This window comes from Chryseobacterium cheonjiense (genome assembly GCF_012927265.1).
GTDB lineage: Bacteria > Bacteroidota > Bacteroidia > Flavobacteriales > Weeksellaceae > Chryseobacterium > Chryseobacterium cheonjiense.
This window is the reverse complement of record NZ_JABBGF010000001.1, coordinates 2,197,765-2,224,491: the sequence shown is the minus strand read 5'-3', so window position 1 is coordinate 2,224,491 and position 26,727 is coordinate 2,197,765. Positions and strand designations below refer to the sequence as shown.

The 26,727-nt window shown below is 37.2% G+C and carries 15 protein-coding genes, 1 tRNA gene and 2 pseudogenes; 11 read left to right on the top strand and 7 right to left on the bottom strand.

Going from position 1 to position 26,727, the window contains the following annotated elements:
* Positions 1–46: 46 nt before the first annotated feature.
* The 3 genes and pseudogenes from HHL20_RS09980 to HHL20_RS09970 form a co-directional block, all read right to left on the bottom strand.
* A complete protein-coding gene (locus HHL20_RS09980) occupies positions 47–1,051 on the bottom strand; it encodes a VOC family protein (RefSeq protein WP_169230978.1) in 1,005 nt (334 codons plus the stop codon).
* Positions 1,052–1,265: 214 nt separating this feature from the next.
* A pseudogene (locus HHL20_RS09975) lies at positions 1,266–2,123 on the bottom strand (SDR family oxidoreductase).
* 116 nt (positions 2,124–2,239) lie between these two features.
* Entirely contained in the window at positions 2,240–2,818 is a 579-nt protein-coding gene (locus HHL20_RS09970; protein WP_169230977.1) for a Crp/Fnr family transcriptional regulator, read from the bottom strand.
* A gap of 158 nt (positions 2,819–2,976) precedes the next feature.
* On the opposite strand from HHL20_RS09970, the gene HHL20_RS09965 reads away from it, so the two are divergent.
* From HHL20_RS09965 to HHL20_RS09935, 7 genes and pseudogenes are all read left to right on the top strand, one after another.
* Positions 2,977–3,801, top strand: a complete 825-nt coding sequence (locus tag HHL20_RS09965) for an SDR family NAD(P)-dependent oxidoreductase (protein ID WP_169230976.1) — start codon at positions 2,977–2,979, stop codon at positions 3,799–3,801.
* Positions 3,802–3,933: 132 nt separating this feature from the next.
* Positions 3,934–4,767: an alpha/beta fold hydrolase gene (locus HHL20_RS09960; protein ID WP_169230975.1), complete on the top strand. Its 834-nt coding sequence runs from the start codon at positions 3,934–3,936 to the stop codon at positions 4,765–4,767.
* Between the two features lie 58 nt (positions 4,768–4,825).
* On the top strand, positions 4,826–5,722 hold the full coding sequence (locus HHL20_RS09955) for a helix-turn-helix domain-containing protein (RefSeq protein ID WP_169230974.1): 897 nt from the start codon (positions 4,826–4,828) through the stop codon (positions 5,720–5,722).
* A gap of 695 nt (positions 5,723–6,417) precedes the next feature.
* Positions 6,418–6,744, top strand: coding sequence for a DUF6660 family protein (locus HHL20_RS09950; RefSeq protein ID WP_169230973.1), 327 nt, complete (start codon positions 6,418–6,420; stop codon positions 6,742–6,744).
* Positions 6,745–6,903: 159 nt separating this feature from the next.
* On the top strand, positions 6,904–11,268 hold the full coding sequence (locus tag HHL20_RS09945) for a CusA/CzcA family heavy metal efflux RND transporter (RefSeq protein WP_169230972.1): 4,365 nt from the start codon (positions 6,904–6,906) through the stop codon (positions 11,266–11,268).
* Between the two features lies 1 nt (position 11,269).
* Positions 11,270–12,577: an efflux RND transporter periplasmic adaptor subunit gene (locus HHL20_RS09940; RefSeq protein WP_169230971.1), complete on the top strand. Its 1,308-nt coding sequence runs from the start codon at positions 11,270–11,272 to the stop codon at positions 12,575–12,577.
* 23 nt (positions 12,578–12,600) lie between these two features.
* Positions 12,601–14,650 (top strand): annotated as a pseudogene (locus HHL20_RS09935) (heavy metal translocating P-type ATPase).
* A gap of 62 nt (positions 14,651–14,712) precedes the next feature.
* On the opposite strand, the gene HHL20_RS09930 reads toward HHL20_RS09935, so the two are convergent.
* Positions 14,713–14,786, bottom strand: a tRNA-Arg gene (locus HHL20_RS09930).
* Positions 14,787–14,834: 48 nt separating this feature from the next.
* Between HHL20_RS09930 and HHL20_RS09925 the strand changes: the two genes are divergently transcribed.
* The 3 genes from HHL20_RS09925 to HHL20_RS09915 are packed head-to-tail and all read left to right on the top strand — an operon-like array spanning position 14,835 to position 18,611.
* Positions 14,835–15,881 carry an ABC transporter substrate-binding protein gene (locus HHL20_RS09925; RefSeq protein WP_169230970.1) on the top strand — a complete coding sequence of 349 codons (1,047 nt, stop codon included), beginning with the start codon at positions 14,835–14,837 and terminating at the stop codon, positions 15,879–15,881.
* Positions 15,882–15,922: 41 nt separating this feature from the next.
* Entirely contained in the window at positions 15,923–16,567 is a 645-nt protein-coding gene (gene mtgA / locus HHL20_RS09920; protein WP_169230969.1) for a monofunctional biosynthetic peptidoglycan transglycosylase, read from the top strand.
* A gap of 13 nt (positions 16,568–16,580) precedes the next feature.
* Positions 16,581–18,611, top strand: coding sequence for a recombinase (locus HHL20_RS09915; RefSeq protein WP_169230968.1), 2,031 nt, complete (start codon positions 16,581–16,583; stop codon positions 18,609–18,611).
* Here the strand turns inward: HHL20_RS09915 and HHL20_RS09910 are convergent.
* From HHL20_RS09910 to HHL20_RS09900, 3 genes are read right to left on the bottom strand one after another with little or no spacing between them, the layout of a single operon-like run.
* Positions 18,589–18,885: a hypothetical protein gene (locus HHL20_RS09910; RefSeq protein ID WP_169230967.1), complete on the bottom strand. Its 297-nt coding sequence runs from the start codon at positions 18,883–18,885 to the stop codon at positions 18,589–18,591. The two genes, HHL20_RS09915 and HHL20_RS09910, sit on opposite strands and share 23 nt — an antisense overlap.
* A gap of 23 nt (positions 18,886–18,908) precedes the next feature.
* On the bottom strand, positions 18,909–19,988 hold the full coding sequence (recF, locus tag HHL20_RS09905) for a DNA replication/repair protein RecF (protein WP_169230966.1): 1,080 nt from the start codon (positions 19,986–19,988) through the stop codon (positions 18,909–18,911).
* Positions 19,989–19,991: 3 nt separating this feature from the next.
* Positions 19,992–20,747, bottom strand: a complete 756-nt coding sequence (locus HHL20_RS09900) for a UbiA prenyltransferase family protein (RefSeq protein WP_169230965.1) — start codon at positions 20,745–20,747, stop codon at positions 19,992–19,994.
* An 18-nt stretch (positions 20,748–20,765) separates the two neighbouring features.
* Between HHL20_RS09900 and HHL20_RS09895 the strand changes: the two genes are divergently transcribed.
* Positions 20,766–26,654, top strand: a complete 5,889-nt coding sequence (locus HHL20_RS09895; RefSeq protein ID WP_169230964.1) for an alpha-2-macroglobulin family protein — start codon at positions 20,766–20,768, stop codon at positions 26,652–26,654.
* Positions 26,655–26,727: the final 73 nt, after the last annotated feature.

The following is a 26,727-nucleotide window of genomic DNA, read 5'->3' as shown; positions in this document are numbered from 1 at the left end:
AATTGATTTTTAAAATTGTAAATGTTATTTTGATAATTTATAATGATTATTTGTTGTCCACAAAAACGTATAGTTTAACTGCTTTTCCATTTTCGAAAACAAAAAGATCCATTCCGGTTACGGCATCTGGTTTTTCGGGAGTGCCGTTTTGCCAATACAATCTTGCGATATTATGATTGACATCAATGGCTTTGATATGGGTGAATTTTGAGCTTGGGCTTTTCTTCTGCAAATCATCAACAAACCCATTGATCTCTTTGTGGCCTACTGCTATAAAATGACGGTCTACCATTTCAATATCATCAGCATAGATCTTTGCCATCAAAGCTTCACGTTTTTTTAGGTCTTTCTCATTCCAGATAGCCAAATGTCCTTCTACCAAAGAACGAATCTCTGCTTCCGAAAGCGCTTTTGAATCTGACTTTTCAATTGGGTTTTTCACAGCATCTTTAGGCGACCATAAAATCGTTGAAGGATTTTTTTTCTCATAGCCTTTTCCGTTTGGATAAGACACTAATTCCATTTTAGAACCCCAGGGTGTTACAAAATATACCCAGGTTTCGCCTTCTGTATCTCCCGATGGCATTAAAAAGGGCTCTCCCAGGAATTGTACACCTTTGCTTTTAAGATAAGCTACACTTTTACTGATATCATTGGTATAAAATGCAATGTGACTCGCTCCGATATCGTCTCCTCCAGGTTGCTGGGAACTTCCTTTATTGTCCTGATATTCGAATAACTCAATGTTGGCACCTGTTCCTGCTTTTACCATTTTGAATGATACCGGACCAGTTTTGGGATTCATACGATTATTCTTTTTCCACGCATCATCCAAAGGAATCGGACCTAAGCTTGTTACTGCTGAAAATCCTAAAACATCAGTAAAAAAGCTCACAGCCTGTTTCATATCCGGAACGTTGATTCCTACATGATCCACTCCAAGAATTCCTGCTTTTTCCTGCGCGGAAATGTTTGAAACTGCTGTTGATAATAAAAGTGCACTTGCTACTGCTGTTGCATTGGCTTTGATTTGTTTTTTTAAATTGCTCATTGTGATAATTTGTTGTTGTTATTTAATGAAGCAAATTTCCAACATTCAGGAGCCTTCTTCCATTGACAAAAGCTTGAAAAAAAAGCAAACAAATGTCAATGAAACCGGACTTTGTTTTAAAAAATTCAACGATAATATTGGGGTTACTGTTTAAACATAAAAAAAGGCTGAAACGAAACATTCCAACCTTATCAGTTATTATTTAGAATTCTATTTATTCACTGTATTTTGCAAGCCATTTAGCTTTAAGTTCGGCTCTGGCATTGATAAATTCGAGATCCGTTCCCTGGGCGACAGCATCCAGAGGAAAGCGCAACGGACGGGAGCCTTCTTTCATCTGAATCAGTTCCAATATTCCATCTGCTATAGTTTGCGGGTTCATATTGAATTCTTTCATTTTTCCAAATAATGCAGCCCCAATAGCATTAAACTGCTCTGTTGCAACCGGATTATACGCTTCGGAAATTTCAGGCTTATCCGAATTAACACCGGTTTTTTCGCCCGTATTCATTTCTGTAGGATAAACTCCCGGCTGTATAGAAACGTTGTCGATATTGAATTGTTTCAATTCATCCTGTAAACCTTCAGTAATACTTTCCACTCCGAATTTCGAAGCAAAATAAGGAATCATAAAAGGAGATGTATGAGCACTTGCACCGGAAGTGATATTGATAATCAAACCGCTTTTATATTGCCTCATAGAAGGCAATACAGCCTGATAGGTACGAATGACGCCATAGAAATTCACTTCAAACATTTGTCAGATTCTGTCCAGGCTATACGCTTCCAATAATCCGAAACCTGAAACGGCCGCATTGTTGACCAATACATCTATTTTGCCATATTTTTGAAGTACTTTTTCGAAAGCATCAGTTACCGAAGAATCATTGGTTACATCAATTTCAACAACTTCTATATTTGGGAGAGCTCCCAATTCTTTGGCGACTGTTTCATTTTTTCCTGAAATGCCCCGCATTCCTGCGATAACCGTGTATCCTGCTTTTGAAAGAGTAATTGCTGTTAATTTTCCAAAGCCCGTGCTTGTTCCTGTAATAAAAACTGTTTTGTTCATTTTGTCTTATTTTTAATTGTTATTTTTATAAGACAAAGATGCTGCAGCAGGATGACTTCTTCCATTGACAAAAGCTTGAAAAAATAGCAAACAAATGTCAATGAAAATGAAATTTTTTATTTCTTGACCATATTTCTACGCAGCCTCGTAAGGGTTTCGGGAGTAATTCCGATATAAGAAGCGATCATATGCTGAGGTATTCTATTGACGATGTTAGGATATTTTTCGAGGAAATTCTGATATTTTTCTTCGGCCGTAAAACTGATGTTGGCTAAAATTCTGCCCTGTGAAACAATAAAGCTTTTTTGAATAATCTGATTGACCAATTGATTTAACTGGGGAATCTCTGCACATAGCTTTTCAAAATCAGGTTTGTCGATCAGGATTAATTCTGTAGGTTCTATTGCATCGATGTTAAGAAGTGATGGTTTTCCGCTGTAAAGGCTTTCTCTATCGCCTGTCCAGTAATTTTCCGGTGCAAAATTGATGATGTGTTCGGTTCCGTTTTCGGCAATAGAAAATGTTTTTACCAGTCCACGGCAAACAAAAGCATTGTAATGCCAAACTTCTCCTTCCTGACAAAGGAATTGTTTTTTACGAAGTTTTTTCAGTCTGCAGACAGATTCGATCAATTGTAATTCGTTATTGGAAAGTTCTATTTTATCGGTCAGGTATTTCTGGAAAATCTCGAACATTACTAGTAGTTATACAGCAAATTTAATTATTATATCTAAAAATAATCGTTTTTAATTCCAAAACGTATTTATGTGCTATTTTTCAGCTAAAATGGACTATCCATCCCTTCAGTATTGAAGATAACTTTGCTTCATTAAATAACATTAAAAAATAAAACATGAGTAAAGTAGTTTTTATCACGGGAGCATCCAAAGGATTCGGAAAATTATGGGCTGAAGCACTTTTAAAAAATGGCAATAAAGTAGCCGCAACAGCAAGAAATGTTTCTGCTCTGCACGAGCTTAAAGAAAAATATGGTGATCACATCTTAACTTTAAAACTTGACGTCAACAGCAGAACGGAAGTTTTCGAAACTGTCGCCCAAATTGAAGAACATTTCGGAAAGATCGATGTCTTAATTAATAACGCGGGTTTCGGTTTATTTGGAACTACGGAAGAAACTTCAGAACAGCAGGCAAGAGAACAGATGGAGACCAATTTCTTCGGTTCGCTTTGGGTAGCGCAGGCAGTTTTACCGGTAATGAGAAAACAAAGAAGTGGTCATATTATTCAGGTTTCAAGCTTTTTGGGATTGACAACTTTGCCTTTGCTAGGTTTATACAATGCCTCAAAATTTGCGGTTGAAGGTTTAATTGAAACCATTGGAAGCGAAACCGCGCACTTGGGTATCAAAACCACTTTAATTGAGCCAAACGGTTACGTAACGGACTGGGCGGGAGCCTCGGCGGTGCAGACTTCTTCGGATATTGCCGATTATAATCCGGTGCGGGCAGCATTTGCAGAATCTGGTGACAATCCTGACACATGGGGAAAACCTGAAGCTACAGTAGAACCTGTCCTGAATCTTATTAACAATCAAAATCCACCGCAAAGATTATTATTTGGTAAAATTGCTTATCATGTTGTCAATGAGGTTTATACCAAAAGATTAAATGATATCAGAAACTGGAAAGAGACGAGTATCGCAGCTCACGGACACTAACTAAAGTTTAAACCCAAATCAGCTTAAAATAGTCATGGGTTTTTGTGCTACTCTTCCACTGATTTGTGAAATTATTTCGACTTTAGTTTTCTGAACTTTGAATCATTAAAACAACAAAATAAAATGTAATTTATGAAAACTACAGCTTTAAAAGCAGAAACACAATTTGCAGAAATCAACAGCAACAAAATTGCTTACAGAAAATTCGGAAACGGAAAGCCTTTATTTTTTATCAATAGGTTCAGAGGGATAATGGATACCTGGGATCCTTTATTTCTGGATTCTTTGGCAGAAAATAATGAGATAATTCTTTTTGACTATCCGGGAATAGGAAGTTCGGAAGGAGAGCTGCCTTTGGATATTTTTGAAGTCGCAGATACGGTTCCTTCTTTGGCAGACCATTTGGGCATAAAAAAATTCAATGTGTTGGGTTGGTCTTATGGTGGCTTGGTAGCCCAGACCGTTACTTTTCAAAATCCAGACCGTGTTCTGAAGACCGTTTTAATAGGAACAAACCCTCCGGGAGAAAATGCGATTCCGATTGAATCTATATTTTTCGAGCATGCTTTAAAGCCAATTAATGATCTGGAAGATGAATATTATCTGTTTTTTGAACCAACTTCAGAAAAGAGCAGACAGGCAGCAAAAGAGTCCCATGATAGGATTGCTCAGAGGCTGGACAGAGATTTGATACCTTCAGCACAAGAAGTTTTTCAAAGATATTTTTCGGGTTCAGGCATTTTTAAAGAAGATAAACTGAATTTTCGTGAAGGCTATAAAACTTTGCAGTCTCCTGTTCTTGTCATTTCCGGTGACCACGATATCAGCTTTGCGACCGAGAACTGGTTTCCTTTACTGAAAAATGCACCAACCATGCAGCATATTATTTTTAATAATTCCGGGCACGGACCTCAACATCAGTATCCGGAAATTTCAGCAGGTTATATCAATTTATTTCTGGCTTGATTCAACAACCAATTTATCAAAATCAGATTTCATTAATTCGATTAAAATTAAAGTCCGGATGAAACATTATAAAACCCTTACCGAACTTCATACAGGAAATGGGTGGGACGCTCCGGAACATCCGCTGTTCAGTATGATCGGCTGTCAGGCAGCTTGTCCGCTGGGAAATCGGGAGTTTACTACAGACTGTTACATTATCGCTTTCAAAAAAATAAGATCAGGAATTTTTATGTACGGGCGTACAAAATACGACCATGATAATGGCTGTCTTTTCTTTGCAAAGCCACGGCAAATCATCGAAATGAAAGACCTTGAGTTTGAAGAAAAAGGTTATATGCTGATGATTCACGAAGATTATCTCAATGGTCACGAGCTCTTTCAAAGCATCACTAATTATGGCTTTTTCGATTACAATATAACGGAAGCGCTACAACTTTCTCCAAAAGAAGAACAGACGATCCTGGAACTTCATTCGAAAATCCAGGGAGAATATTTTAATAATCCTGATGAATACAGCCGTGAGATTATTTTGAGTCATATTTCTTCCATTTTAAAGTATGCGCAGCGTTTTTACAAAAGACAATTCGTCGATAGAGCACTGGTCAATGGAAAAACCGCCACAAAATTTAATAACATCTTAAAAAAATATATTGCTGAGGACGGTTTGGAGAATAAAGGATTGCCAAATGTAGCTTATCTTGCTGAACAATTGTGTATTTCACCACGTTATCTGAGCGATTTACTGAAACAGGAAACAGGAAAAACAGCTTCGGAACTGATTCACACGTTTTTGATTTCAGAAGCTAAAAATCTACTGAGATTGGGGGAAAAAGGGATCACGGAGATTGCATATCATCTCGGTTTTGAAAACGCATCTTATTTCACACAATTATTTAAAAAACACACTGGCATGAAGCCTTTGGAATTTAGAAAATCTCAGAATTATTATAATTAAATAACAGATCTAATATCCATTGGTTTGTGTAGTCCTAATTCTTTTCTGAAAATTAAAAAAATAATTTAGTACAATTAAATTATCATAATACATATTGTCTATTGGATTTGTAGACTAATTGCTTTACATTTGCAACCGATTCTCATGTTTAATTTGAGTTTTCATGGTTATTAGTTTTTATCCTCGGCCTTGGCTGGGGATTTTTTATTTTTTTTATTCGGAGAAAATCTAATTATTGCAGAAATTCCATGAATAGTTATAATAAAAATGACATATTTGAAAAATAATGGAAAGTATGCTTATCACCGATCAACAGACTGAAAATTTGAACTATATAAAAAAGGCGCCACTTTAAAAAAGGATTTAGGCTATTCCTAATTTAGAATTTAATTTTTATAGTTATAAATTTTTTGTAAGATAATTTTAAATATTTGAAACAATGAAGATGGAATCGTGTGACTTCATTTTGCTTCGATTGGTTTCCCTTTTGTCATAAAGATTTTAACATCAGTATTTAATTTGTATATAGTTAATAGGATTTAAACAAAGATGAAACTTGGTAGATTAAAGTATCTTGTTGTCTTATTTATTTAATACAAAAATATTTTTTAAATATAAACAGCAAAATCTATAATTGTAATAATATCATTTATTTATAATAATGTTGTAAAAAAATATTCTTTACCTTTGTCTCAATGAAATTCCTGAGATTGATATTAACCATTTATTTCACCGCATTATTGGTAATGCCGTGCAATGATGTTAAGGCACAATCTAATTCGGAAAACAGCTTTAGGATTTCGATGAATGTCGAAAGTTCACATTCGGAAAATAAAGATGACAATTGTTCGCCATTATGCATTTGCAACTGTTGTCAGATGACGGTAACTTCTTTTAAAGCAGAACCTATTCTAAATTTTCCCGAAGCTGTAAAATCCTATTACTCCAAGAAAATCAATTTCAAAAAGAATGATTTCGCTTATCTGGTTTACGACCAGATTTGGCAACCCCCTAAGATTTAATTTTGTTGACTTTTTGAAGGAACTTATTCTTCAAGACCCGTTGTAAGGCTTTGCAATACAGTTGCATTGTTTTCAATTCTACATTTGCTGTACTCAAACGCTGGGAGTGTCCTATGCGAGTTATCAGCATTTTCAATAAAACTTAAATCAAAAAATTCTGTGTTAGATAAAATCATAAAGTTTAGCATCAAGAACAAGATTGTCATTGGTATAATGACCTTGTTATTGATTATATGGGGTGTTTGGAGCGCAACCAAACTGCCCATCGATGCTGTTCCTGACATTACAAACAATCAGGTTCAGATAATCACGGTGTGTCCTACATTGGCAGGGCAGGAAGTAGAGCAATTGGTAACATTTCCCATTGAACAAAGCATCGCCAACGTTCCCGATATAGAAGAAACCAGAAGTATTTCAAGATTCGGATTATCTGTGATTACTGTGGTTTTCAAGGAGGATGTAGATGTCTATTTCGCAAGACAGCTTATCAGTGAACAGTTGAAACAGGCAGCTGAAGAAATCCCGAAAGGGGTGGGAACACCTGAATTGGCTCCCGTAAGTACAGGGTTGGGAGAAGTTTACCAATACATTCTCCATCCCAAAAAAGGAAGTGAAAAAAAATATACTTCCAAAGAACTCCGTACAATGCAGGATTGGATTGTCAGAAGACAGCTTAACGGAACTCCCGGTGTTGCAGAAGTGAACAGTTTTGGTGGAGAACTAAAACAATATGAAGTTGCTATCGACCCGAACAGACTTCGTGCAATGGGTGTAAGCATTACCGATATTTTCACAACGTTGGAAAAGAATAATCAGAATACAGGCGGTGCTTACATCGATAAAAAACCAAATGCCTATTTCATCCGTGGAATCGGGGTTGTCACTTTTCTGGATGATGTGAAAAATATAGCTGTTAAAAATGAAACAGGAAGCGTTCCCATCTTTGTTAAAGATGTTGCAGATGTTCGTTTTGGAAACGCTGTAAGATATGGAGCAATGACCTACAACGGTAAAGTTGATGCCGTCGGAGGAATCGTAATGATGCTGAAAGGTGCAAACAGCAACGAGGTGGTTAATTTAATCAAAGATAAAATCCCAACCATTCAGAAATCGCTTCCGGATGATGTTGTGATAGAACCATTTTTGGACAGAACCGATCTGGTAGGAAGAGCAATCAGTACCGTTGAGAAAAACCTAATTGAAGGGGCGTTAATTGTCATTTTTGTACTTGTCATTTTTCTTGGAAACTTCAGAGCAGGATTGATTGTAGCATCGGCAATTCCTCTTTCATTATTATTTGCTTTAGGAATGATGAACGTCTTTGGGGTAAGTGCCAATTTAATGAGTTTAGGAGCAATAGATTTCGGATTGATTGTAGATGGTGCGGTAATTATTGTCGAAGCCACTTTACATCATTTAGGTTTAAGAAAAACAAATAAGATTCTTACGCAGTCTGAGATGGATGAAGAAGTATTTCTCTCGGCTTCTAAAATCAGGAACAGCGCAGCATTCGGAGAGATTATCATCTTAATTGTTTACATTCCAATCCTGACATTGGTTGGTGTGGAAGGAAAAATGTTCACGCCAATGGCTAAAACAGTTGGGTTTGCGATTTTAGGAGCATTGATTCTTTCACTGACCTACATTCCGATGATGAGTGCATTGTTTCTATCTAAAAAAGTTTCCCAAAAAGAAACATTTTCCGATAAGATGATGAATCGATTACAGGCAATATATCAACCATTACTCGATAAAGCTTTAAAAATTAAATATTGGCTGGTAGGTGGAACGGTCGCTTTATTTGCCTTATCAATCGTGATTTTCAGCAGAATGGGTGGCGAATTTATTCCGCAATTGCAGGAAGGCGATTTTGCATTTCACTGCATTTTACCACAAGGAAGTTCATTGACACAAAGTATTGAAACTTCTATGCAGGCTTCCAGAATAATAAAAGAATTTGACGAAGTTAAAATGGTCGTAGGAAAAACGGGCTCGGCAGAAGTTCCTACCGACCCAATGCCACCGGAAGCGACCGATTTAATAATTGTTTTAAAACCGCAAAGTGATTGGAAATCGAAGAAGTCTTATGATGAACTCGCAGATGAAATTTCCGAAAAACTGGAACTGATTCCAGGAGTTTTCTTTGAAAAAAACCAGCCGATTCAAATGCGTTTTAATGAATTGATGACCGGAATCCGACAGGATGTTGCCGTGAAAATATTTGGGGAAAATCTGGATTCTCTCGCCATTTATGCAGATAAGGTTGGAAAAGTGATTCAAACCGTAGATGGTGCAACTGCTCCACAAATCGAGCGTGTAAGCGGACTTCCGCAAATCAATGTGGAATATGACCGTACAAGAATGGCAAATTACGGACTGAACATCGAAGATGTGAACAATGCAGTAAGTACCGCTTTTGCGGGAAAATCTGCCGGACAGGTTTTCGAAAATGAAAGACGTTTTGATTTGGTCGTTCGTCTCGACAGCCTCCACAGAACCAATATTGATGATGTGAATAATCTGATGATTTCCACCAATTCAGGCAGTCAGATCCCGCTTGCGCAAGTTGCGAATATCAGTTATAAGCTTGGTCCTGCACAAATCAGCCGTGAAGAAGGAAAACGGAGAATTGTTATCGGCTTTAATGTCAAAGACCGTGATGTGGAAAGTGTTGTGAAAGATATTCAGGCAAAATTAGACAAAGAAGTTAAGTTACCTTCGGGATATTATTTCACTTACGGAGGTCAGTTTGAAAATCTTCAGGCAGCAAGCAAAAGATTAATGGTTGCTGTTCCGGTTTCTCTGTTCCTGATTTTTATGCTTTTATATTTTACTTTTAAATCGTTCAAGCAGGCAACATTGATTTTTACAGCCATTCCAATGAGTGCCATCGGAGGAATCTTTGCTTTGTTATTGAGAGATATGCCTTTCAGTATAAGTGCCGGAATCGGTTTTATTGCCTTATTTGGAGTCGCAGTTCTTAATGGAATTGTTTTGATTGGAACATTCAATCAATTTGAAAAAGAGGGCGAAACCGACATTCTGAAAAGAGTTTTTGAAGGCACAAAAACAAGGCTTCGACCAGTTTTAATGACTGCGGCAGTGGCATCATTAGGATTTTTACCAATGGCGATTTCAACAGGTGCAGGAGCGGAAGTTCAGAAACCTTTGGCGACAGTCGTTATAGGAGGTTTGGTCACGGCAACTTTCCTGACTTTATTTGTTTTACCAATTTTGTACATCATATTTAATTCTAAAATTAGTTTTAGAAATTTTAAATCTAAAACAACAACAGCTGTAGTTGTTCTTGGATTTTTATTTTTTGGACAAACCTTTAAAGCACAACAGGGAAATCCATTGACAGTTCAACAGGCAACTCATATGGCTTTGGAGAACAGTGATTTTATTAAATCAAAAGATTTGGATATTAAATCAACTGAAGCATTAAAACCTACGTCAAAAGAACTTCCAAAAATGAATGTTGATGCTCAGTTGGGCCAATATAACTCCAGAAAATTTGACCAATCTTTTGCTGTTTCTCAGACGATTCCGTTTCCGACTTTATTTAAAGCTAGAAAGGAGCTGATTAATGAGCAAATTAAAGGAAAGCAGATCAACAAAGAAATTTCAGCAAATGAACTGGCAAAACAGGTCAGAACATATTATTATCAGATTGAGTATCTGCAATATAATCAGTCAAAACTGAAAAATTTAGATAGTCTATACAATGATTTTATCAGAATTGCGACGGTAAGATTTAAAGCTGGAGATATTAAGAAAATTGAAATTAATACCGCTGAGACGCAGAAAGGCGAAATCAATTTGTTACTGAAACAAAACGAAGTGTATTTAACAAATGCCTATAAAAATTTAAAAACTGTTTTAAATACCTCCGAAGATATAGCCGTTCCGTTTAACCAAAATTATCAACCTCTGAAAGCTGATTATGTCTTGGATAGTTCGGCAATTGCAAAACATCCTTTGGTAAAGGCTTTTTATCAGGAAATGGAAATTGCGGAAAAGAATAAAAATGTTGAAAAATTACAGGGACTTCCTGAATTTACCATTGGGTATACAAATCAGTCATTAATTGGTTTTCAGAATGTAAATGGAATTGAGCAGTATTTCAATGGCGGAAACCGTTTTCATTCGGCAACAGTTGGCGTTTCAATTCCTTTGTCTTTCGGAGCGACAAAAGCGAGAATGCAGTCTTTTGATTATCAAAAACAAATGGCGGAGTCAAATGCAAAATTTCAGCAAAAACAACTGGAAGCACAATTGGAAAATGCTTTAAACCAATATCAGCAAAACGTAAAACAGTACGAATATTACGTCAACCAAGCGATTCCGAATGCTGAAAAGATTACAAAAGCCGGACAATTGGGCTACAAAACAGGAGAAATCTCTTACATAGAATACCTTTTCGCATTACAAACCGCAACGAATATTCAATTAAAATATTTGGAATCTATCCAGCAGGTTAACGAATCCGTTATTATCATTAATTCAATTATAAATCAATAAAATGAACATAAAATATAAAATCCTTTCCTTGGTATTCATCTCACTTTTCGCCATAAGTTGTGGAAAAAAAGAGGAAGAACCCAAAGACGAAATAAAAACAGAGCAGACTGAAGAAGACCACGATGAAGCACCCCAAACCATCGCTTCGCTTACAGAAGAGCAGATGAAAGCAGTGGGTGTCGCTCTTGGAAATATCGAAATGAAAGAGTTGACTTCGACTATTAAAGCTAATGGTCTGTTAAGAGTTCCGAATAATAAAAAGGCAACTGTAACTTCTTTGTACGGCGGAGTTATTCAGACGATTAAAGTTCAAATTGGTGATTTTGTGAGACAAGGACAGGTTTTGGCGACCATCAACAATCCTGAGTACATTCAGTTGCAGGAACAATATCTGACGGTAAACAGTAGAATTTCTTTCGCTGAACAGGAGTACAGAAGACAGAAAGAACTTTTTGACAACGATGCCGGAGCGAAAAAGAATCTTCAAAGTGCTGATGCTGAACTCAAAAGTTTGAGAACTCAGAAAGCATCATTGCAAAGACAATTACAGTTAATGGGGATAAGTCCGGGAAAAGTTTCTAATGGAAATCTACGTTCAGGATTGGTTATTACAGCACCAATCAGCGGGACAATCAGCACCATCAATGCGCAGATTGGAAGTTATGTGGATGTTTCATCGCCTGTTTTAGATATTATTGATAACCAATCGATTCATCTTGATTTACAGGTTTTTGAAAAAGATTTACCAAAAATGAGAATAGGGCAAATCGTTCATTTTAAACTGACCAATAACCCTGAAACGGAATATGATGCAAAAATTTACAGCATCGGTTCATCCTTTGAGAATGAAAGTAAAACAATTTCCGTTCACGCCAATGTTACCGGAAATAAAATCGGTTTGATTGACGGAATGAACATCACAGGAATCGTAAGTCTTGATAAGTCTACAACTCCAGCAGTTCCAAACGATGCTATTGTCGAGGCAGACAGCAAATATTATATTTTCGTTCAGACCGATAAAAAACAGGAGGAACATAAAGAAGAAGTTGGTCACGATGACCACGGACACGGACACGATGAAGGAGAAGCAGAACACGGTCATAAAAATGAAACCGAAGCCGGTAAACATGCTGAATCGCAAGGCAAAACGTTTAACTTTGAAAAAATGGAAGTCGTGAAAGGTTCGTCCGATATGGGCTACACAGCAATTACAGCGGTCAATAAAATTCCTGACAATGCTAAGATTGTTGTTAAAGGTGCATTTTTTGTGAATGCAAAATTGTCAAACTCAGGAGAACACGAACACTAAAATTAAATATAAAATTTACAATAATGGAACATAAACATATTTACGATAAACAGGGAAATCAGCTCTGCTGTACTCCGCAAGAAGGAAAAATATACAAAGATGCAGGCGCAAAGAAATTGCTGGAAGATGACAGATGCTGCTCCACAAAAAGTAAAAATCCTGAAGTTCATAGTGGTGGTGATGGACACGACCATAATCATAGTAATACTGATAAAAGCACTTTTCAGATGTTTTTACCTGCTATTATTTCACTGGTCATCTTGTTGTTGGGGATTGGGATCGACAATTTCTTTCCACAGCAATGGTTTACAGGGTGGGTGAGAATTGTTTTGTATGCTATTGCTTACGCTCCTGTAGGATTACCGGTGCTTAAAGAAGCGTTTGAAAGCATCAGAGAAGGTGATGTTTTCAGAGTTTTTTCTGATGAGCATTGCAACAATCGGTGCATTCATCATTGGTGAATATCCGGAAGGTGTTGCCGTAATGCTGTTTTATTCGGTGGGAGAAGTTTTCCAGACCTTAGCTGTTTCAAGAGCTAAAAGCAATATCAAAGCCTTGCTGGACCAGCGTCCAGATGAGGTGACTATTTTAGAAAATAATACACCGAAAACCATTCCGGCAAAAGAAGCGAAGATTAACGATATCATTCAATTAAAGCCGGGCGAAAAACTGGCTCTCGACGGTGAACTTTTGAGCGAATCGGCAGCATTCAATACTTCAGCATTAACAGGAGAAAGCAAGCCTGATACAAAAAACAAAGGCGAAATAGTTTTAGCCGGAATGATTAATCTTCAAACCGTGGCTCAAATCAAAATTACAACCGCTTACGAGGACAGTAAACTAAGTAAAATCCTTGAATTGGTTCAGAATGCAACGGCTCAAAAAGCACCGACCGAACTTTTCATCAGAAAATTTGCAAGGATTTATACGCCAATCGTTGTATTTCTGTCTATTGGAATCTGCTTGCTGCCTTACTTTTTTGTTGAAGATTATATATTCAGAGACTGGCTGTATAGAGCATTGATTTTCTTGGTGATTTCCTGTCCATGCGCTTTGGTCATCTCTATTCCTTTGGGATATTTTGGAGGAATTGGTGCAGCAAGCCGAAACGGTATTTTATTTAAAGGAAGCAACTTTTTAGATAAGATTGCCGAGATCCAAAATGTGGTGATGGATAAGACCGGAACGATGACAGAAGGTGTCTTTAAAGTTCAGGAAGTGAATATCAATCCGGAGTTTAATAAAGATGAAATCCTTCAATTAGTCAATGTTCTGGAAAGTAAATCGACGCATCCTGTTGCAACAGCCATTCATCAATATGCCGGGGAAATTAGTTCATCTATCCAATTGGATAATCCTGAGGAAATTGCAGGTCATGGTCTGAAAGCTAAAATAGATGGAAAAGAACTTTTGGTTGGGAACTTTAAATTGATGGATAAGTTTAATATTTTTTATGATATCGACCCTTCAAAAATTGTTTATACGGTCATTGCTGTTGCCTATGGAGGACAGTTTGCAGGTTATATTACCATTGCGGACAGTATCAAAGAAGACGCAAAGCAAACCGTTCAAAAATTGCATCAATTAAGTGTAAAAGCTACAATGCTCAGTGGAGATAAAAGCACAGTCGTAAAATATGTTGCAGAGCAAATCTCGATAGATGATGCTTTTGGAGACTTGCTACCCGAAGACAAGGTAAATAAAGTAAAAGAAATCAAAGCCCGAAATGAAAGTGTTGCTTTTGTAGGCGATGGTGTAAATGATGCTCCTGTTGTTGCGCTAAGTGATGTAGGAATTGCAATGGGAGGATTAGGAAGTGATGCAACTATTGAAACGGCAGATGTTGTAATTCAGGATGACAAGCCGTCTAAGATTCCGATGGCAATCAATATTGGAAAAAAAACAAAACAGATTGTTTGGCAGAATATTATATTGGCATTTATTGTGAAAGGAATTGTTCTTGCTTTGGGAGCAGGCGGATTGGCTACTATGTGGGAAGCTGTGTTTGCAGATGTTGGAGTTGCAATGCTGGCAATTTTAAATGCAGTGAGAATTCAGAAAATGAAGTTTTAATTATAGATTGTATACTAAAAAAATAGCGCCACTTATTTTAAAGTGGCGCTTTTAGCTGTTTGTGACCTCGACAGGATTCAAACCTGTAACCTTCTGAGCCGTAATCAGATGCGCTATTCAGTTGCGCCACGAGGCCGTTGTTTAATGGTTTGCAAATATAACACTTTTTTGCTTTCTTTGAAAGATGAAACCAGGAATTTTACTATTAATCGCGATTTTTACGCTAACGGCTTGTAAAAGAGAACAAAAAAAATCAGCTTCAGAACCCATTTTAATTTCAAACCATGTTCAGTATAGCGAAGAAAACGAGAACTTACATATCCAGTCGGGAAATTTCACCTATAATTTCAGACAAAATCAGCTTCCGTTCAAGAAAATCATACTGCTGAATGCAAGCATGGCCGGCTATATCGCGGAACTAGGCGCAGAAAATCTCATCATCGGCGTCGCAAGTCCGGAGTATATTTATTCCGATAAAATTCAAAATTTAGTGGCAGCAGGCAAAATTCAAAATGTTGGAAACGAACAGAAATATGATGTCGAAAAAATACTTTCTTTGCAGCCGGATGCCATTTTTACCAATCACATTGCAAGCTTTGACAATACTTATAAACTTTTAAAAGATAACGGAATCCAGGTTATTTTCTTAGATGAATATCTTGAACAGAAGCCACTGGAAAAAACAGCTTATATCAAGCTTTTCGGAAAACTTTTCGGAATGAGTGAAGCAGCAGCCGCCAGATATGATGAAATCAGTAAAAATTATCAGGAATTAAAGCAGTTAGCCTCAAAAGCTAAAGAGCGGCCTGCCGTTCTGGCCAACGAAATGTATGGTGATGTATGGTATCTTCCGGGCGGAAATACGGCTTTGGCTCACTTCATTTCAGATGCCAATGCCAGTTATATTTTAAAAAATAACACCGAAGAGAAAGCAGTCACCATGAGCTTTGAGGAGGTTTTTGCCAAAGCTGGTGCGGTTCAGTACTGGATTAATGCAGGAAACCATCCCTCAAAAAAAGAAATGCTTACGATGAATCCTGTTTACAGCAAATTAAACGTTTTCAATAAAGGAAAGATCTATGTAGTTACCGGAAAAGAGAAAGGAAAAGCCAATGATTTTTTCGAAAGCGGTGTGGTGCGGTCAGATCTTGTATTAAAAGATTATATTAAAATTTTGCATCCCGGGCTTTTACCCGATTATCAGCTTACCTACATGAAAGAGTTGCAATAACTCAGACTATTTGCTTATTTTTGGGCTTTCATTTTTAAATTATGTGGAAAACAATTAAACGCATCATATTCATCATCCTTATTCTGAATGTAGTATTTATTGTCTGGGGAAGATTCTTCAATCCGCCCATCACTATTACCCAGATAGGAGGTGTATTGAAATACGGAAAACTACAGAGATACTACATTTCTTATGATGAAATGGGAAACAATGTAAAAAAAGCCGTTATTGCTTCTGAAGATCAGAAGTTTTTCTCCCACGACGGTTTCGATTATACCGCCATCGAAAAGGCCATGAAGCACAACGAAAAAGGCAAAAAGTTGAGGGGAGGAAGTACCATTTCCCAGCAGACGGCAAAAAACATATTCCTGTGGCAGGGAAGAAGCTGGTTCAGAAAAGGGCTTGAAGCAGTATATACTTTCATCATTGAGAAAGTATGGAGCAAAGACATTATTCTCGAAAGATACCTTAACTCCATTGAAATGGGGCAGGGCGTTTTCGGGGTCGAGGCCGCTTCACAGTACTATTTCGGGAAATCATCAAAAGATCTCACCGTATCTGAAGCAGCCTGGATAGCAACGGTTTTACCGAATCCTAAAAAGTATGATCCTAAAAATCCTTCAGCCTATTTAAGAAAGAAACACAATTGGATCATGAGACAAATGAGGAATGTGCGTCTGAAATAGTATCTTTGCACTAATGAAACTCTTTAAATCCGGCGCAAATTTCGAGTCTGTTCTTAAAAAGTACTTTTCTTTTAAGAACCAGACGATCTCTCTTGAACCCTTTTCGGAATTTCTGGAGAGTGCTAAAAGTGCGGACTTTACAGACGTTATCAATTTTCTCAGGAACAATCCGCAGATTGCAGGAAACTTTAAAACATACATTCATAATATTTTCGGGGATAAAAGCTTTAATCTGTCTTTAACAGAAGCAAATATTCTATCCGAAAACGCATTCGTTCCCGAGCTGAAAAAAAGAATTCTTAACAAAGTTCTGCCTCCGGTTGTGAATGAACAAACGATCTGGTATATGATCGACAATGTAAGCTTTACGCCGAAAAAAGACCTGGAATTTCTCCAGAATCTGCCGGAAAATGAGATTGATGAACTTTTTACCATTCTGGGAATATCAGATTTTATCACTAAGCCTGACGTAAAAAAGGAGCTGCTTTTTTCAATGAATATCCTTTCATGGCGTGTTACAGGATCTGCAATGGAAGTTGAGGTTGTAAGAATGGCTCCTCAGTATCGTAATTTCGATAATCCCTTTCTCGCCTTACAAAATGAGCTCGAAGAGCTTGCCGCAGAATTTGAGAAAGATCAGGAACTGCAGCTGCATTCAAAAGACAGCCGTTATAAGCAGATCAAAATTTACATCGAACAATGTCTGGAATTTGTAAACATTTCATTTAAAAACTCCTCAAAATACGGAATTTCCGGAAAGATCAACCAGTCTCTGCTGAAGATCCGTCAGCAGGTTCAGAGAATTTACGAAACTGTACAGCTATTGGTGATTGATGAGGAAAAAGATGTTTTAATCAATTCGAAGCAATTGGTATTTAATATTTTAAGCTATAAATCCCATAGGAATAATATTTCAGAACTCATCAACGACAGTACAAGGCTGATTTCACATCTTATCACCAATCACACCGCAGAAACGGGAGCACACTATATTACTTCCACCCGCAGAGAATATATGACGATGTTCTATAAAGCCAGTGGCGGCGGGATTATTGTAGGAGCACTTTGTGTTTTGAAAATGCTTTACGGATACGTTCCTGGAAGCGATTTTTCACACGCATTCCTGTATTCCATGAACTATGCGATGGGCTTTGTGATGATCTATCTTATGGGCTTTACGCTGGCAACAAAGCAGCCTGCCATGACGGCCGCCACCATGACGAAAGTCCTGTCGGAGGAAGGAAATATTAAAACCGACAGTAAGGAATTTGCCCATCTTGTTTCTAAGCTGTTTCGGAGCCAGTTCATTGCGTTTGTGGGAAATGTTCTTTTATCTTTTCCGATAGCATTGATTATTATCTACGGTCTCGATGTGTTTTTCTCACAGAATCTTGCGGTTGAAAGGTCTGATAAGCTTCTTAAAGATCTCGATCCCTTTAATTCCAAAGCGGTTCTGCATGCCTGTATTGCCGGATTTTATCTTTTCATTTCAGGGATTATTTCCGGGAACATTGGCAATAATTCCGTGTTTTATCAGATACCGGAAAGAATAGCAAAAAACCTGTCCATAAGAAGATTATTCGGGAAAAACTTTGCAAAAGGATTATCTAAATATTATGCTAAAAACTGGCCCGGTATCGTATCGAATTTCTGGTTCGGGGTGTTTCTTGGTGCAACGGCTCCGGTAGGATTGTTTTTGGGGCTTGACCTGGATATCAGGCACATTACGTTTGCTGCCGGGAATTTTGCTTTAGGGCTTTACGGAAAAGATTTTACCATAGATTCCTATACATTCTGCATCTCGCTCTTTACCGTCTTCCTGATCGGATTTTTCAATTTTGCGGTGAGTTTCAGTTTATCGATGTTCCTTGCTTTCAGGTCAAGGAAGCTTAATTTCGGACAGGTAAGTGAGATCTACAAAGGTATTTTCAGGTATTTCCTGAAAAATCCGCTTCGGTTTTTCATTCCTTTACAATCGGGATTGGACAAAAAAACGGATGATCTTATGAACAATACCATTCCTACAAAATCTGAAGATCATTAAATTTTTCAGCGCCGAACTTATCCTGGAATTTCTTCAGATAAAAGCTTTTACGCATCTGAAAATCGTTTTTCAACAACGGCGAATTGATTTTAATAATTACCGTTAGGTTTTCGATATTTACACTTTTAATTTCCCGGAAAAGGCTCTCATCAAGATATTCCTCCAAAAAATCCTTGATTTCAAATGCAATCAGCTTATCTTCAAAACCATGGATTCTTGCAAAAGATTTCACAAGTTCAGATGACTGATATTCGCGTTTTTTATTCTTCTTCATGATAATTCAGCTGATAAAACAGATTATAATTCGAAAATAATACTTTCTTCATTAATTTTTTTCACGACACTTTCCGTACGTTCTCGATGGGTATCCGTGATGAAAATCTGTCCGAAGTTCTCCTGGTTTACCAATTCTATAAGCTGTGAAACTCTGGTATCATCAAGCTTATCAAAAATATCATCAAGCAGCAGAATCGGTGTCTTTTTGGTGAGTTCTTTCACCAAACTCATCTGTGCAAGTTTTAGTGAAATCAAAAAAGATTTTTGCTGTCCCTGTGAACCGACTTTTTTAATGAGAACAGAATCCATCTCAAACCGGAGGTCGTCTTTGTGAATACCTTTGGAAGTATAGGTAAGCATCCGGTCACGCTCCACGCTTTCCCTCAGCAGGTCTTCGAATGAATTTTCCAGAAGATGCGATTCGTAGATCACCGAAACATGCTCCATACCTCCCGAAATAATCTGGTAAAAACTCTGAACGATAGGATTAAGCTTTTCAACAAAATCCCTGCGTTTTATGAAAATCTTGGTTCCGGTCCTGGTAATGGGATCATCATAAATTTCCAGGGAATCTTTGTCCCAGATTCTGTTTTTAGCAAAATATTTTAACAACGCATTTCTTTGCTGAATGGCTTTCTGATATTGGATGAGGTCAAAAAGGTATTCGGAATCGGTCTGCGAGATCATTGAATCCAGAAACTTCCTTCTGCTTTCTCCCGAGTCCGAAATCAGGTTGGAATCGTAGGGTGAAATCATGACACTGGGCAGGTATCCTATATGATCGGCCAGCCGGTCATAGCTTTTATCGTTTTTTTTGATGATCTTTTTGGCTTCTTTCGGCTGTGAGATTTTAATGACGTCTTCACTGTCTTCATTGACGATCTCTGCATCTATGGTGAAAAAATCTTCCTCATGCCTGATATTATTAAGATCGGTATTTCCCAAAAAACTTTTTCCTACTGAAAGATAGTGGAGTGCATCCAGAATATTGGTCTTTCCCACACCGTTGTTTCCTACAAAACAGTTGATCTGCGGCGAAAACTCGAATCTTTTTTCAGAATGGTTTTTAAAATTATACAGCGAAAGTTTCTTGATAATCATTCGTCAAAAATACTTCATTATTACTGAAAATAAAAAAGGAAGTGCAGAGCAGGTTTCCACACCGAAAGAAAAATACGCATCATCCCTTTCATTTTCAGAAAAATAGATAAAAATATACGTAACAATACCCGCCAGGAAAAAAGAAACCGCACTATAAAAAGTAAGATACTGCGCAGCCAGCATCATGCTCAGAAATACTAAGATATAAGCAATGTACTTGGTATTCTGAACGCCGATAAGAGCAGGAAAAGTCTTTACTGTGTCCACTTTCATATCACGGATGTCGAACGGAAGTACCAATGCGGTGATGAATAAGAAACTGATCAGAAATATGGGAATATTAAATTCCGGCAACGTAAGCCAGCAGTTTACCAGCGCCCAGACCAGGCCAACATAAAACACCTTCAGCAACGGGATTTTCCGGATGTAAAGATCAAGAAAAAAACTATTGTAGAGAAGTCCCAGAAAAACAATGATACCCCATTTTATCAGGCGTATTTCATTATGGTTATAAATAATTAAAAGAGCGCAAATCAGCCCGGCGACAATGTTCAGAATCAGTATTTTAAAGAAATGTTTTGTTTTCTGGTACTTGGTGTAGAGATATCCGCTGAAATAGGTGATAAAAATCAGGAAAACAGTAGGATAACGGAATGTGTTTTGCTCCTCCATGAAGAATACTGCAAAAAGGGTCCCCATTAAAGAAACATACAATTGGCTGTTTATAACGGATTTTTTCAGTATTTTTAAGAAATTCATTTATCAAAAATAACATATATGAAAAGATTATCCAAGATTTTTATGCTTTTGCTGCTCCTGCTGAATTTTTCGTTAGTTTTTGCCCAGAAATATTACGATGAGCAATGGAAAAAAGTAGCTGCAAATTCTCAGAAAGGAGCTTATAAATCTAGTCTTCCCATAATTTCAGACATACAAAAACAGGCGATGAAAGACAATAATATTATACAGCTTATTCAGTCTTTAAAGGCAGAATTCAGTATTGTAAACCGAACTCAGGATGATGAAAAAAACGACACGGTAAGTCTGTTTTTCAAAAAGCTGACCGATGTAGAAAAACAATTAAAAAATGACGACAAAATTATATTTCAGGTTTTATTAAATGGTTTTTTCCTCGACTATTACAACGAACATTCATGGGAAATAAGACAGCGTACCAATATCAATGCTCAGGATCTTTCACAGATAGAAACCTGGAGCAGGCTGGATTTTAAAAATTATTTAAATAAAAACTATCAGGAGCTTGATCTGCAAAAAGACAACATGAAAAAGATTGCTCTGAAAAAATATGAGAAAGCTTTTTCAAACAGCGATTATATTCCCTATTTCCCGACATTATGGGATTGGTATAGTATTAATAAAAACATTTTTCTTGCCAACGATGATTTTTTTACCAAAAATGAGCTTGAGGAAAACCATATTAAAATCAACACCAATTTTGATGAATTAATCGCTCAGAACACCGGGAATTCAAAACTATATTTTATGCACAAAAAATTGCAGCAAAACTGTAATTTCAATCAGTGCAAAGACAGGCTTACCCAGCTTCAGAATCTTTTGAAATCTGATGCAGAAGGCGATTATAAAGTCCTGATCATGGAGGATATCATGAATCAGCTGATTTTGGAAAAGAAGGAAAAGCAGGCTCTGGAAATTGCTGTCCAGGCGAAAAATCAATATCCGAAATCTCTATTCATCGGCAATATAAAAAATGTAGAAAATCAGATTTTAAATCCGTTTTTAAATATTAAATATGAGCAGCAGAACCAAAGCAATAAACCGATTCACTTTGTTGCAGAATATAAAAATGTTTCTGCCTTTTCAATCAATATTTATGAAGTAAAAGAGGATGTAGCATCTTTTTTAAAATATGCCAAAAATCCCTACGTTAATACATCGAGCAGTGTCAAAAAAAATTCCGTAAGAAAAGAGATTTATCAACTGAATGATCCAAAAGACTTTCGCAACCACAAAACATCGTTAGAAATAAAAGCGCTTCCACCCGGAATTTATCTCGCAGAATATGCTGTTGACGGAATAAGTGCCAAAGATGCGGAAGCCGAAAAAGATTTTTATTTTCTGGTCTCAGACAACAGAATTATTTATCAGTCAAAGACCGACAGAAACCAGTTAGAGAACGAATTAAGGTTGGTGAGCAGCGAAAACGGACAGCCTGTTGCTAATGAAAGTCTTACGTTTTATGAATTTGTTTCAAATAAAAACGTCAATACAATACAAGGTAAAACTGACGGTAAAGGGGTTTTTAAATTTCCAGCAACAACCAATAAAGATTATTACCGAACCTTCCTCCTCTTTCAGCCAAAAACAAATAATTTTCAGTTGATGGACGTGTACGGAAGCAGAGTCGCTGCTATTGATCAGAACAAAGAAACGAAACGCAGCAAAGCCCAGATTTTTACCGACCGGGCCATCTACCGACCTGGGCAAACGGTTTATTTTAAAGTAATTAATACCAGCCGTGATAAAGAAATAGAGTCTGTTGTAGCAGGATTACAGCAACAGATCACATTAACGGATGCAAACGGACAGGAAGTTTCGTCCCAGACGTTTACAACCAATAATTTCGGCTCTTATCACGGAAGTTTCATGCTTCCGAAAGGTAAGCTGAACGGAGTGTTTTATCTTCGGACCGATACCAATGAAGGCTATAAAGATTTCAGCGTTGAGGAATATAAAAGACCCAAATTTGAAGTAACGTTTGATCCTGTAAAAGAAGAATACAAATACGGGCAAACCATCGAGCTGAAAGGGAAAGCCATGATGTTTTCAGGAGTTGCTTTAAGCAATACGACGGTACAGTATGAAATCAGGAAGCGAAATATCCGATGGAGATATTTCTCATGGTACCCGCAAAATGATGATAATGAGAACTCTGTTTTAGGAGAAGCAAAAACCAATGAAAAAGGAGAGTTTACCATTAAACTGGATCTGAAAAAAGATGAAAATGTAGAAGGTATTCAGATTGATAATTACGAAATCAATGCTTCCGTTACAGATATCAACGGGGAAACACAGACTGCAGATACACAGCTGAAAGTTGCTTCTGTGTCTCATTATATACAGGCTGAGGAAATTAAAGATGTATTCTCTGATGAAAATATAAAGCTGAAAGTTGAAACCAAAAATTATAATGAACAGAACCTTAAAAAATCGTATCTGGTAAGATTAGCAAAGCTGGATGCTCCGGAAAGGGTTTTTAGAAATAATTTTAAATCTGAAGTTCAGGATCTGCCGAAGTATTCAAAAGAAGAATTCATCAGCAAATTCCCGCATGACCTGTACGATAAAAATGATGAAATTAAAAACTGGAAAACGGCTTCTGTTATTTTTGATGGAACAAAGAGAAATGAAGAATCTCTTGACCTTGGAAAACTGGAAGCAGGAGATTACCGTCTCGAATTGTACAATATCGAAGGCAAAGACACGATAAAAACAACTCAGAATTTCAGGGTCTGGGACAAAAAATCGTTAAAACCGAATCAGAAAACCTTCCTTACGGTTTTACAGCCTAAAAAAGAATTTGCCAGAGGAGAAAAAGCCGTTTTTACTGTTTATTCCTCAGTTCCCAACGCTTTATTGAATGTTTTCGTTCAGGATGGTTCAGGAAAAACAATTTCAGAAGTTCGGCCATTTAGAAACGGTATCGTTGAGTACACAACAGACATTCCGAAAGATAAAAATGTACAAAATTTAAATGTTCAGTTTCAGGTGGTGGCTTTTAATGATGTTCAGACGGAATCTGTCAATCTTGCCATAAAAGATGTTGAGCAGCCTTTAAAAATTGAAACCGTAACATTCAGGGATAAAATCCAGCCGAATTCAAAAGAAAAATGGTCTGTAAAAGTTTCAGGAAATGAAAAAGAAAAAATCAATGCGGAGGTGTTAGCCAATATGTACGATATGTCTTTGGATAAATTTGTAATTCATAGATTCAATTGGTATAGCTTATCTGCTCAGACTTCAATGGTGACTTCTTATGATATCAGAAAATATCTTACTCAGCAATATTATCAGAAAAGACTGGAATATTTTCAGCAAAAACAAGTTGAAATTCCTGCTTTTAATTGGTTTGACAGAGGCTACTTTAACGGACTTCCAGGTGCAGCATCAGGAGTGGTAGTACGCGGTGTTGCAAGTCCTGCGCCAATGGCAGCTCGTAGCTCAGATAAAAATCTTGAAGAAGTTGTTGTCTTAGGTTATAGTAAAGCTAAAGTTGCCAGGACAGCTTCAGAAGTCGTTGCTGACGATGTTGATCATGACGGAGTTCTTGATAAAGAAGACAAACCTTTGGAAAATATACCGGTTCGCCAGAATCTTAATGAAACTGCTTTCTTTTATCCTGATTTAAAGACCGATTCTGAAGGAAACGTAAGCTTCGAGTTCACTTCTCCGGAAGCCTTAACGAAATGGAAATTAATGTTCCTTGCTCACACAAAAGATGCCAGAGCAGCAACTTTGGAAAAAGAAGTCGTAACCCAGAAAGAATTTTCGGTAACGCCAAATTATCCAAGATTTTTAAGAGAAGGAGATGAGCTGAATCTTCAGTCAAAACTGTCGAATTTAACCGATAAAAAAATGAGCGGTTCTGCAAGCTTACAGATCCTGGATGCTTTCACCAATGAAGATATTTCTTCTAAGTTTGGATTACATTCAGCGATTCAGAATTTTGATTTAAATGAAAACGGAAATTCAGCGTTAACATGGAATATAAAAGTTCCTGAAAATGTTTCTTCGATCATTTTGAAAGTGGTAGCTAAAGCCGGTCAGTATTCTGATGGTGAGCAAAAAGCGGTGGCAGTTCTTCCTAACAGAATGCTCGTAACAGATGCGGTCCCGGTTTTTGTAAGAGAAGGTGAAACCAAAACGTTTACATTGGAAAATCTTAAAAATACAAATTCAACAACAATTTCCAATGTTTCCAATACGCTGGAACTGACGACCAATCCTATCTGGGAAATTATGTTTGCGCTTCCAAGCCTGAAAAATGATCCTAATAATTCTGCCGATGTGATCTTCAATAAATGGTTTGCGGATGTTTTAGCTTCAGAAATTTTCAAAGGAAATCCGAAAATAAAAGCTGTTTTTGAAGAGTACCAGGATAAAGGCTTATTAAGCTCCAATCTTGAAAAAAATCAGGAACTGAAACAGTTGCTTCTGGAAGAAACACCATGGGTTTTGGAAAGTAAAAATGAACAGGAACAAATGGCTAAACTGGCATTGTTATTTGACGTTAATTCGATGAAAAATTCAATTAACCAGGATTGGGACGCTTTAAGTAAACTGCAGAACCCGGATGGCGGTTTCTCTTGGTATCAGGGATATCCGAGTTCCTATTCCACATCATTGTACATCCTGAAAAACTTAGGGAAAATCAATTTGTGGCTGAAAGATCATGTAAGTGATTATCAAAGTTCAGGTCAAAATGAACTGGTGAAAAAACTGGTTCAGTACGTAGATAATGAAGTTGCAAAATATGATGCTTCAGCTTCGCTCAGATCAAATAAAGAAAATATCCTGAATAACTGGACGCTGGACTATCTTGATGCCCGTAATTACTGGGAAAAGCAATATCCGGTAAAAGGAAAAGGAGAAACAATAAAATCGCTGGTAAAGCAAAAAGCAAAAACGGCAAAAATTACGGATTTTACCTTCTTCGGATTGCATCGCGCCGCTTTACTGATGAATGATTTCGGACTGAAAGATGTTTCAGATAAACTGATGAATTATTTAAAAGAAACTTCTGTAGACTCAAAAACTCAGGGCGTTTACTGGAAGCAAAATCTTGATGACTGGGGCTGGTTCAGCTCTAAAGTGGTGAATCATGCCGGGGCATTGGAAGCATTTAATACATTAAAGCCTAATGACCAGAAATTCATTGAAGACATGAAAATATGGCTCATCACGCAGAAAGAAGTGAATTCATGGGGAAGTTCCCGTGGAACGGCGGAAGTTATTTTCACGATCTTAAATTCAGGAAAATCATGGACTTCTGCTGAAAGTGATAAAGCAACCATCATCTGGGGCGGAAAAGAACTGAAGCCGGAAACTCAGGCGACAGGTTATGTGAAATCTACAATAAAAACGGATGTTCTCAATAAAAACCTTGCTGAGGTTACCGTTACCAAGCCGGGACCGGGAATCGTTCAGGGAGGCTTGTTCTGGCAGTATTATGAAGATCTGGATCAGATAAAATCTTCTGAGAATTATGTATCCATAACGAAAGAGCTGTACAGAAAAATCAAAACGGTCAACGGTGAGGAATTGCAGAAAATTTCCCCGGAAACGCCATTAAAAATTGGAGATAAGGTGACAGTACGTATGATTTTGAATACAGACCGCGCTATGGAATTTATTCACATCAAAGACATGAGAGCCGCAGGTTTTGAGCCTTTGGATGTATTATCCGGTTACCAGTGGAAAAATAATTTAGGCTATTATCAGTCGACCAAAGATGCGTCCACAAATTTCTATATTCAATACATGCCGAAAGGAAAATATGTATTTGAATATGATTATGTAGCCAACGCTTCCGGAAAATTCTCAAACGGGATTACCACGATCCAGAATTATTATGCCCCGCAGATGAATGCGCATACAAAAGGAAGCAACGTTAATATCTCGGAATAAGTAAGTTTTATACCATGACATTAAAACTCCGCACATCAACAGATGTGTGGAGTTTTAAATTTTAAGCTTATCA

Coding starts and splice junctions, on each gene's coding strand:
- HHL20_RS09970 (WP_169230977.1), bottom strand. CDS start 2,818: ATGTTCGAGATTTTCCAGAAATACCTGACCGATAAAATAGAACTTTCC.
- HHL20_RS09925 (WP_169230970.1), top strand. CDS start 14,835: ATGAAACCAGGAATTTTACTATTAATCGCGATTTTTACGCTAACGGCT.
- HHL20_RS09900 (WP_169230965.1), bottom strand. CDS start 20,747: ATGAATTTCTTAAAAATACTGAAAAAATCCGTTATAAACAGCCAATTG.
- HHL20_RS09960 (WP_169230975.1), top strand. CDS start 3,934: ATGAAAACTACAGCTTTAAAAGCAGAAACACAATTTGCAGAAATCAAC.
- HHL20_RS09915 (WP_169230968.1), top strand. CDS start 16,581: ATGAAACTCTTTAAATCCGGCGCAAATTTCGAGTCTGTTCTTAAAAAG.
- recF (WP_169230966.1), bottom strand. CDS start 19,988: ATGATTATCAAGAAACTTTCGCTGTATAATTTTAAAAACCATTCTGAA.
- HHL20_RS09955 (WP_169230974.1), top strand. CDS start 4,826: ATGAAACATTATAAAACCCTTACCGAACTTCATACAGGAAATGGGTGG.
- mtgA (WP_169230969.1), top strand. CDS start 15,923: ATGTGGAAAACAATTAAACGCATCATATTCATCATCCTTATTCTGAAT.
- HHL20_RS09895 (WP_169230964.1), top strand. CDS start 20,766: ATGAAAAGATTATCCAAGATTTTTATGCTTTTGCTGCTCCTGCTGAAT.
- HHL20_RS09980 (WP_169230978.1), bottom strand. CDS start 1,051: ATGAGCAATTTAAAAAAACAAATCAAAGCCAATGCAACAGCAGTAGCA.
- HHL20_RS09910 (WP_169230967.1), bottom strand. CDS start 18,885: ATGAAGAAGAATAAAAAACGCGAATATCAGTCATCTGAACTTGTGAAA.
- HHL20_RS09965 (WP_169230976.1), top strand. CDS start 2,977: ATGAGTAAAGTAGTTTTTATCACGGGAGCATCCAAAGGATTCGGAAAA.
- HHL20_RS09950 (WP_169230973.1), top strand. CDS start 6,418: ATGAAATTCCTGAGATTGATATTAACCATTTATTTCACCGCATTATTG.
- HHL20_RS09940 (WP_169230971.1), top strand. CDS start 11,270: ATGAACATAAAATATAAAATCCTTTCCTTGGTATTCATCTCACTTTTC.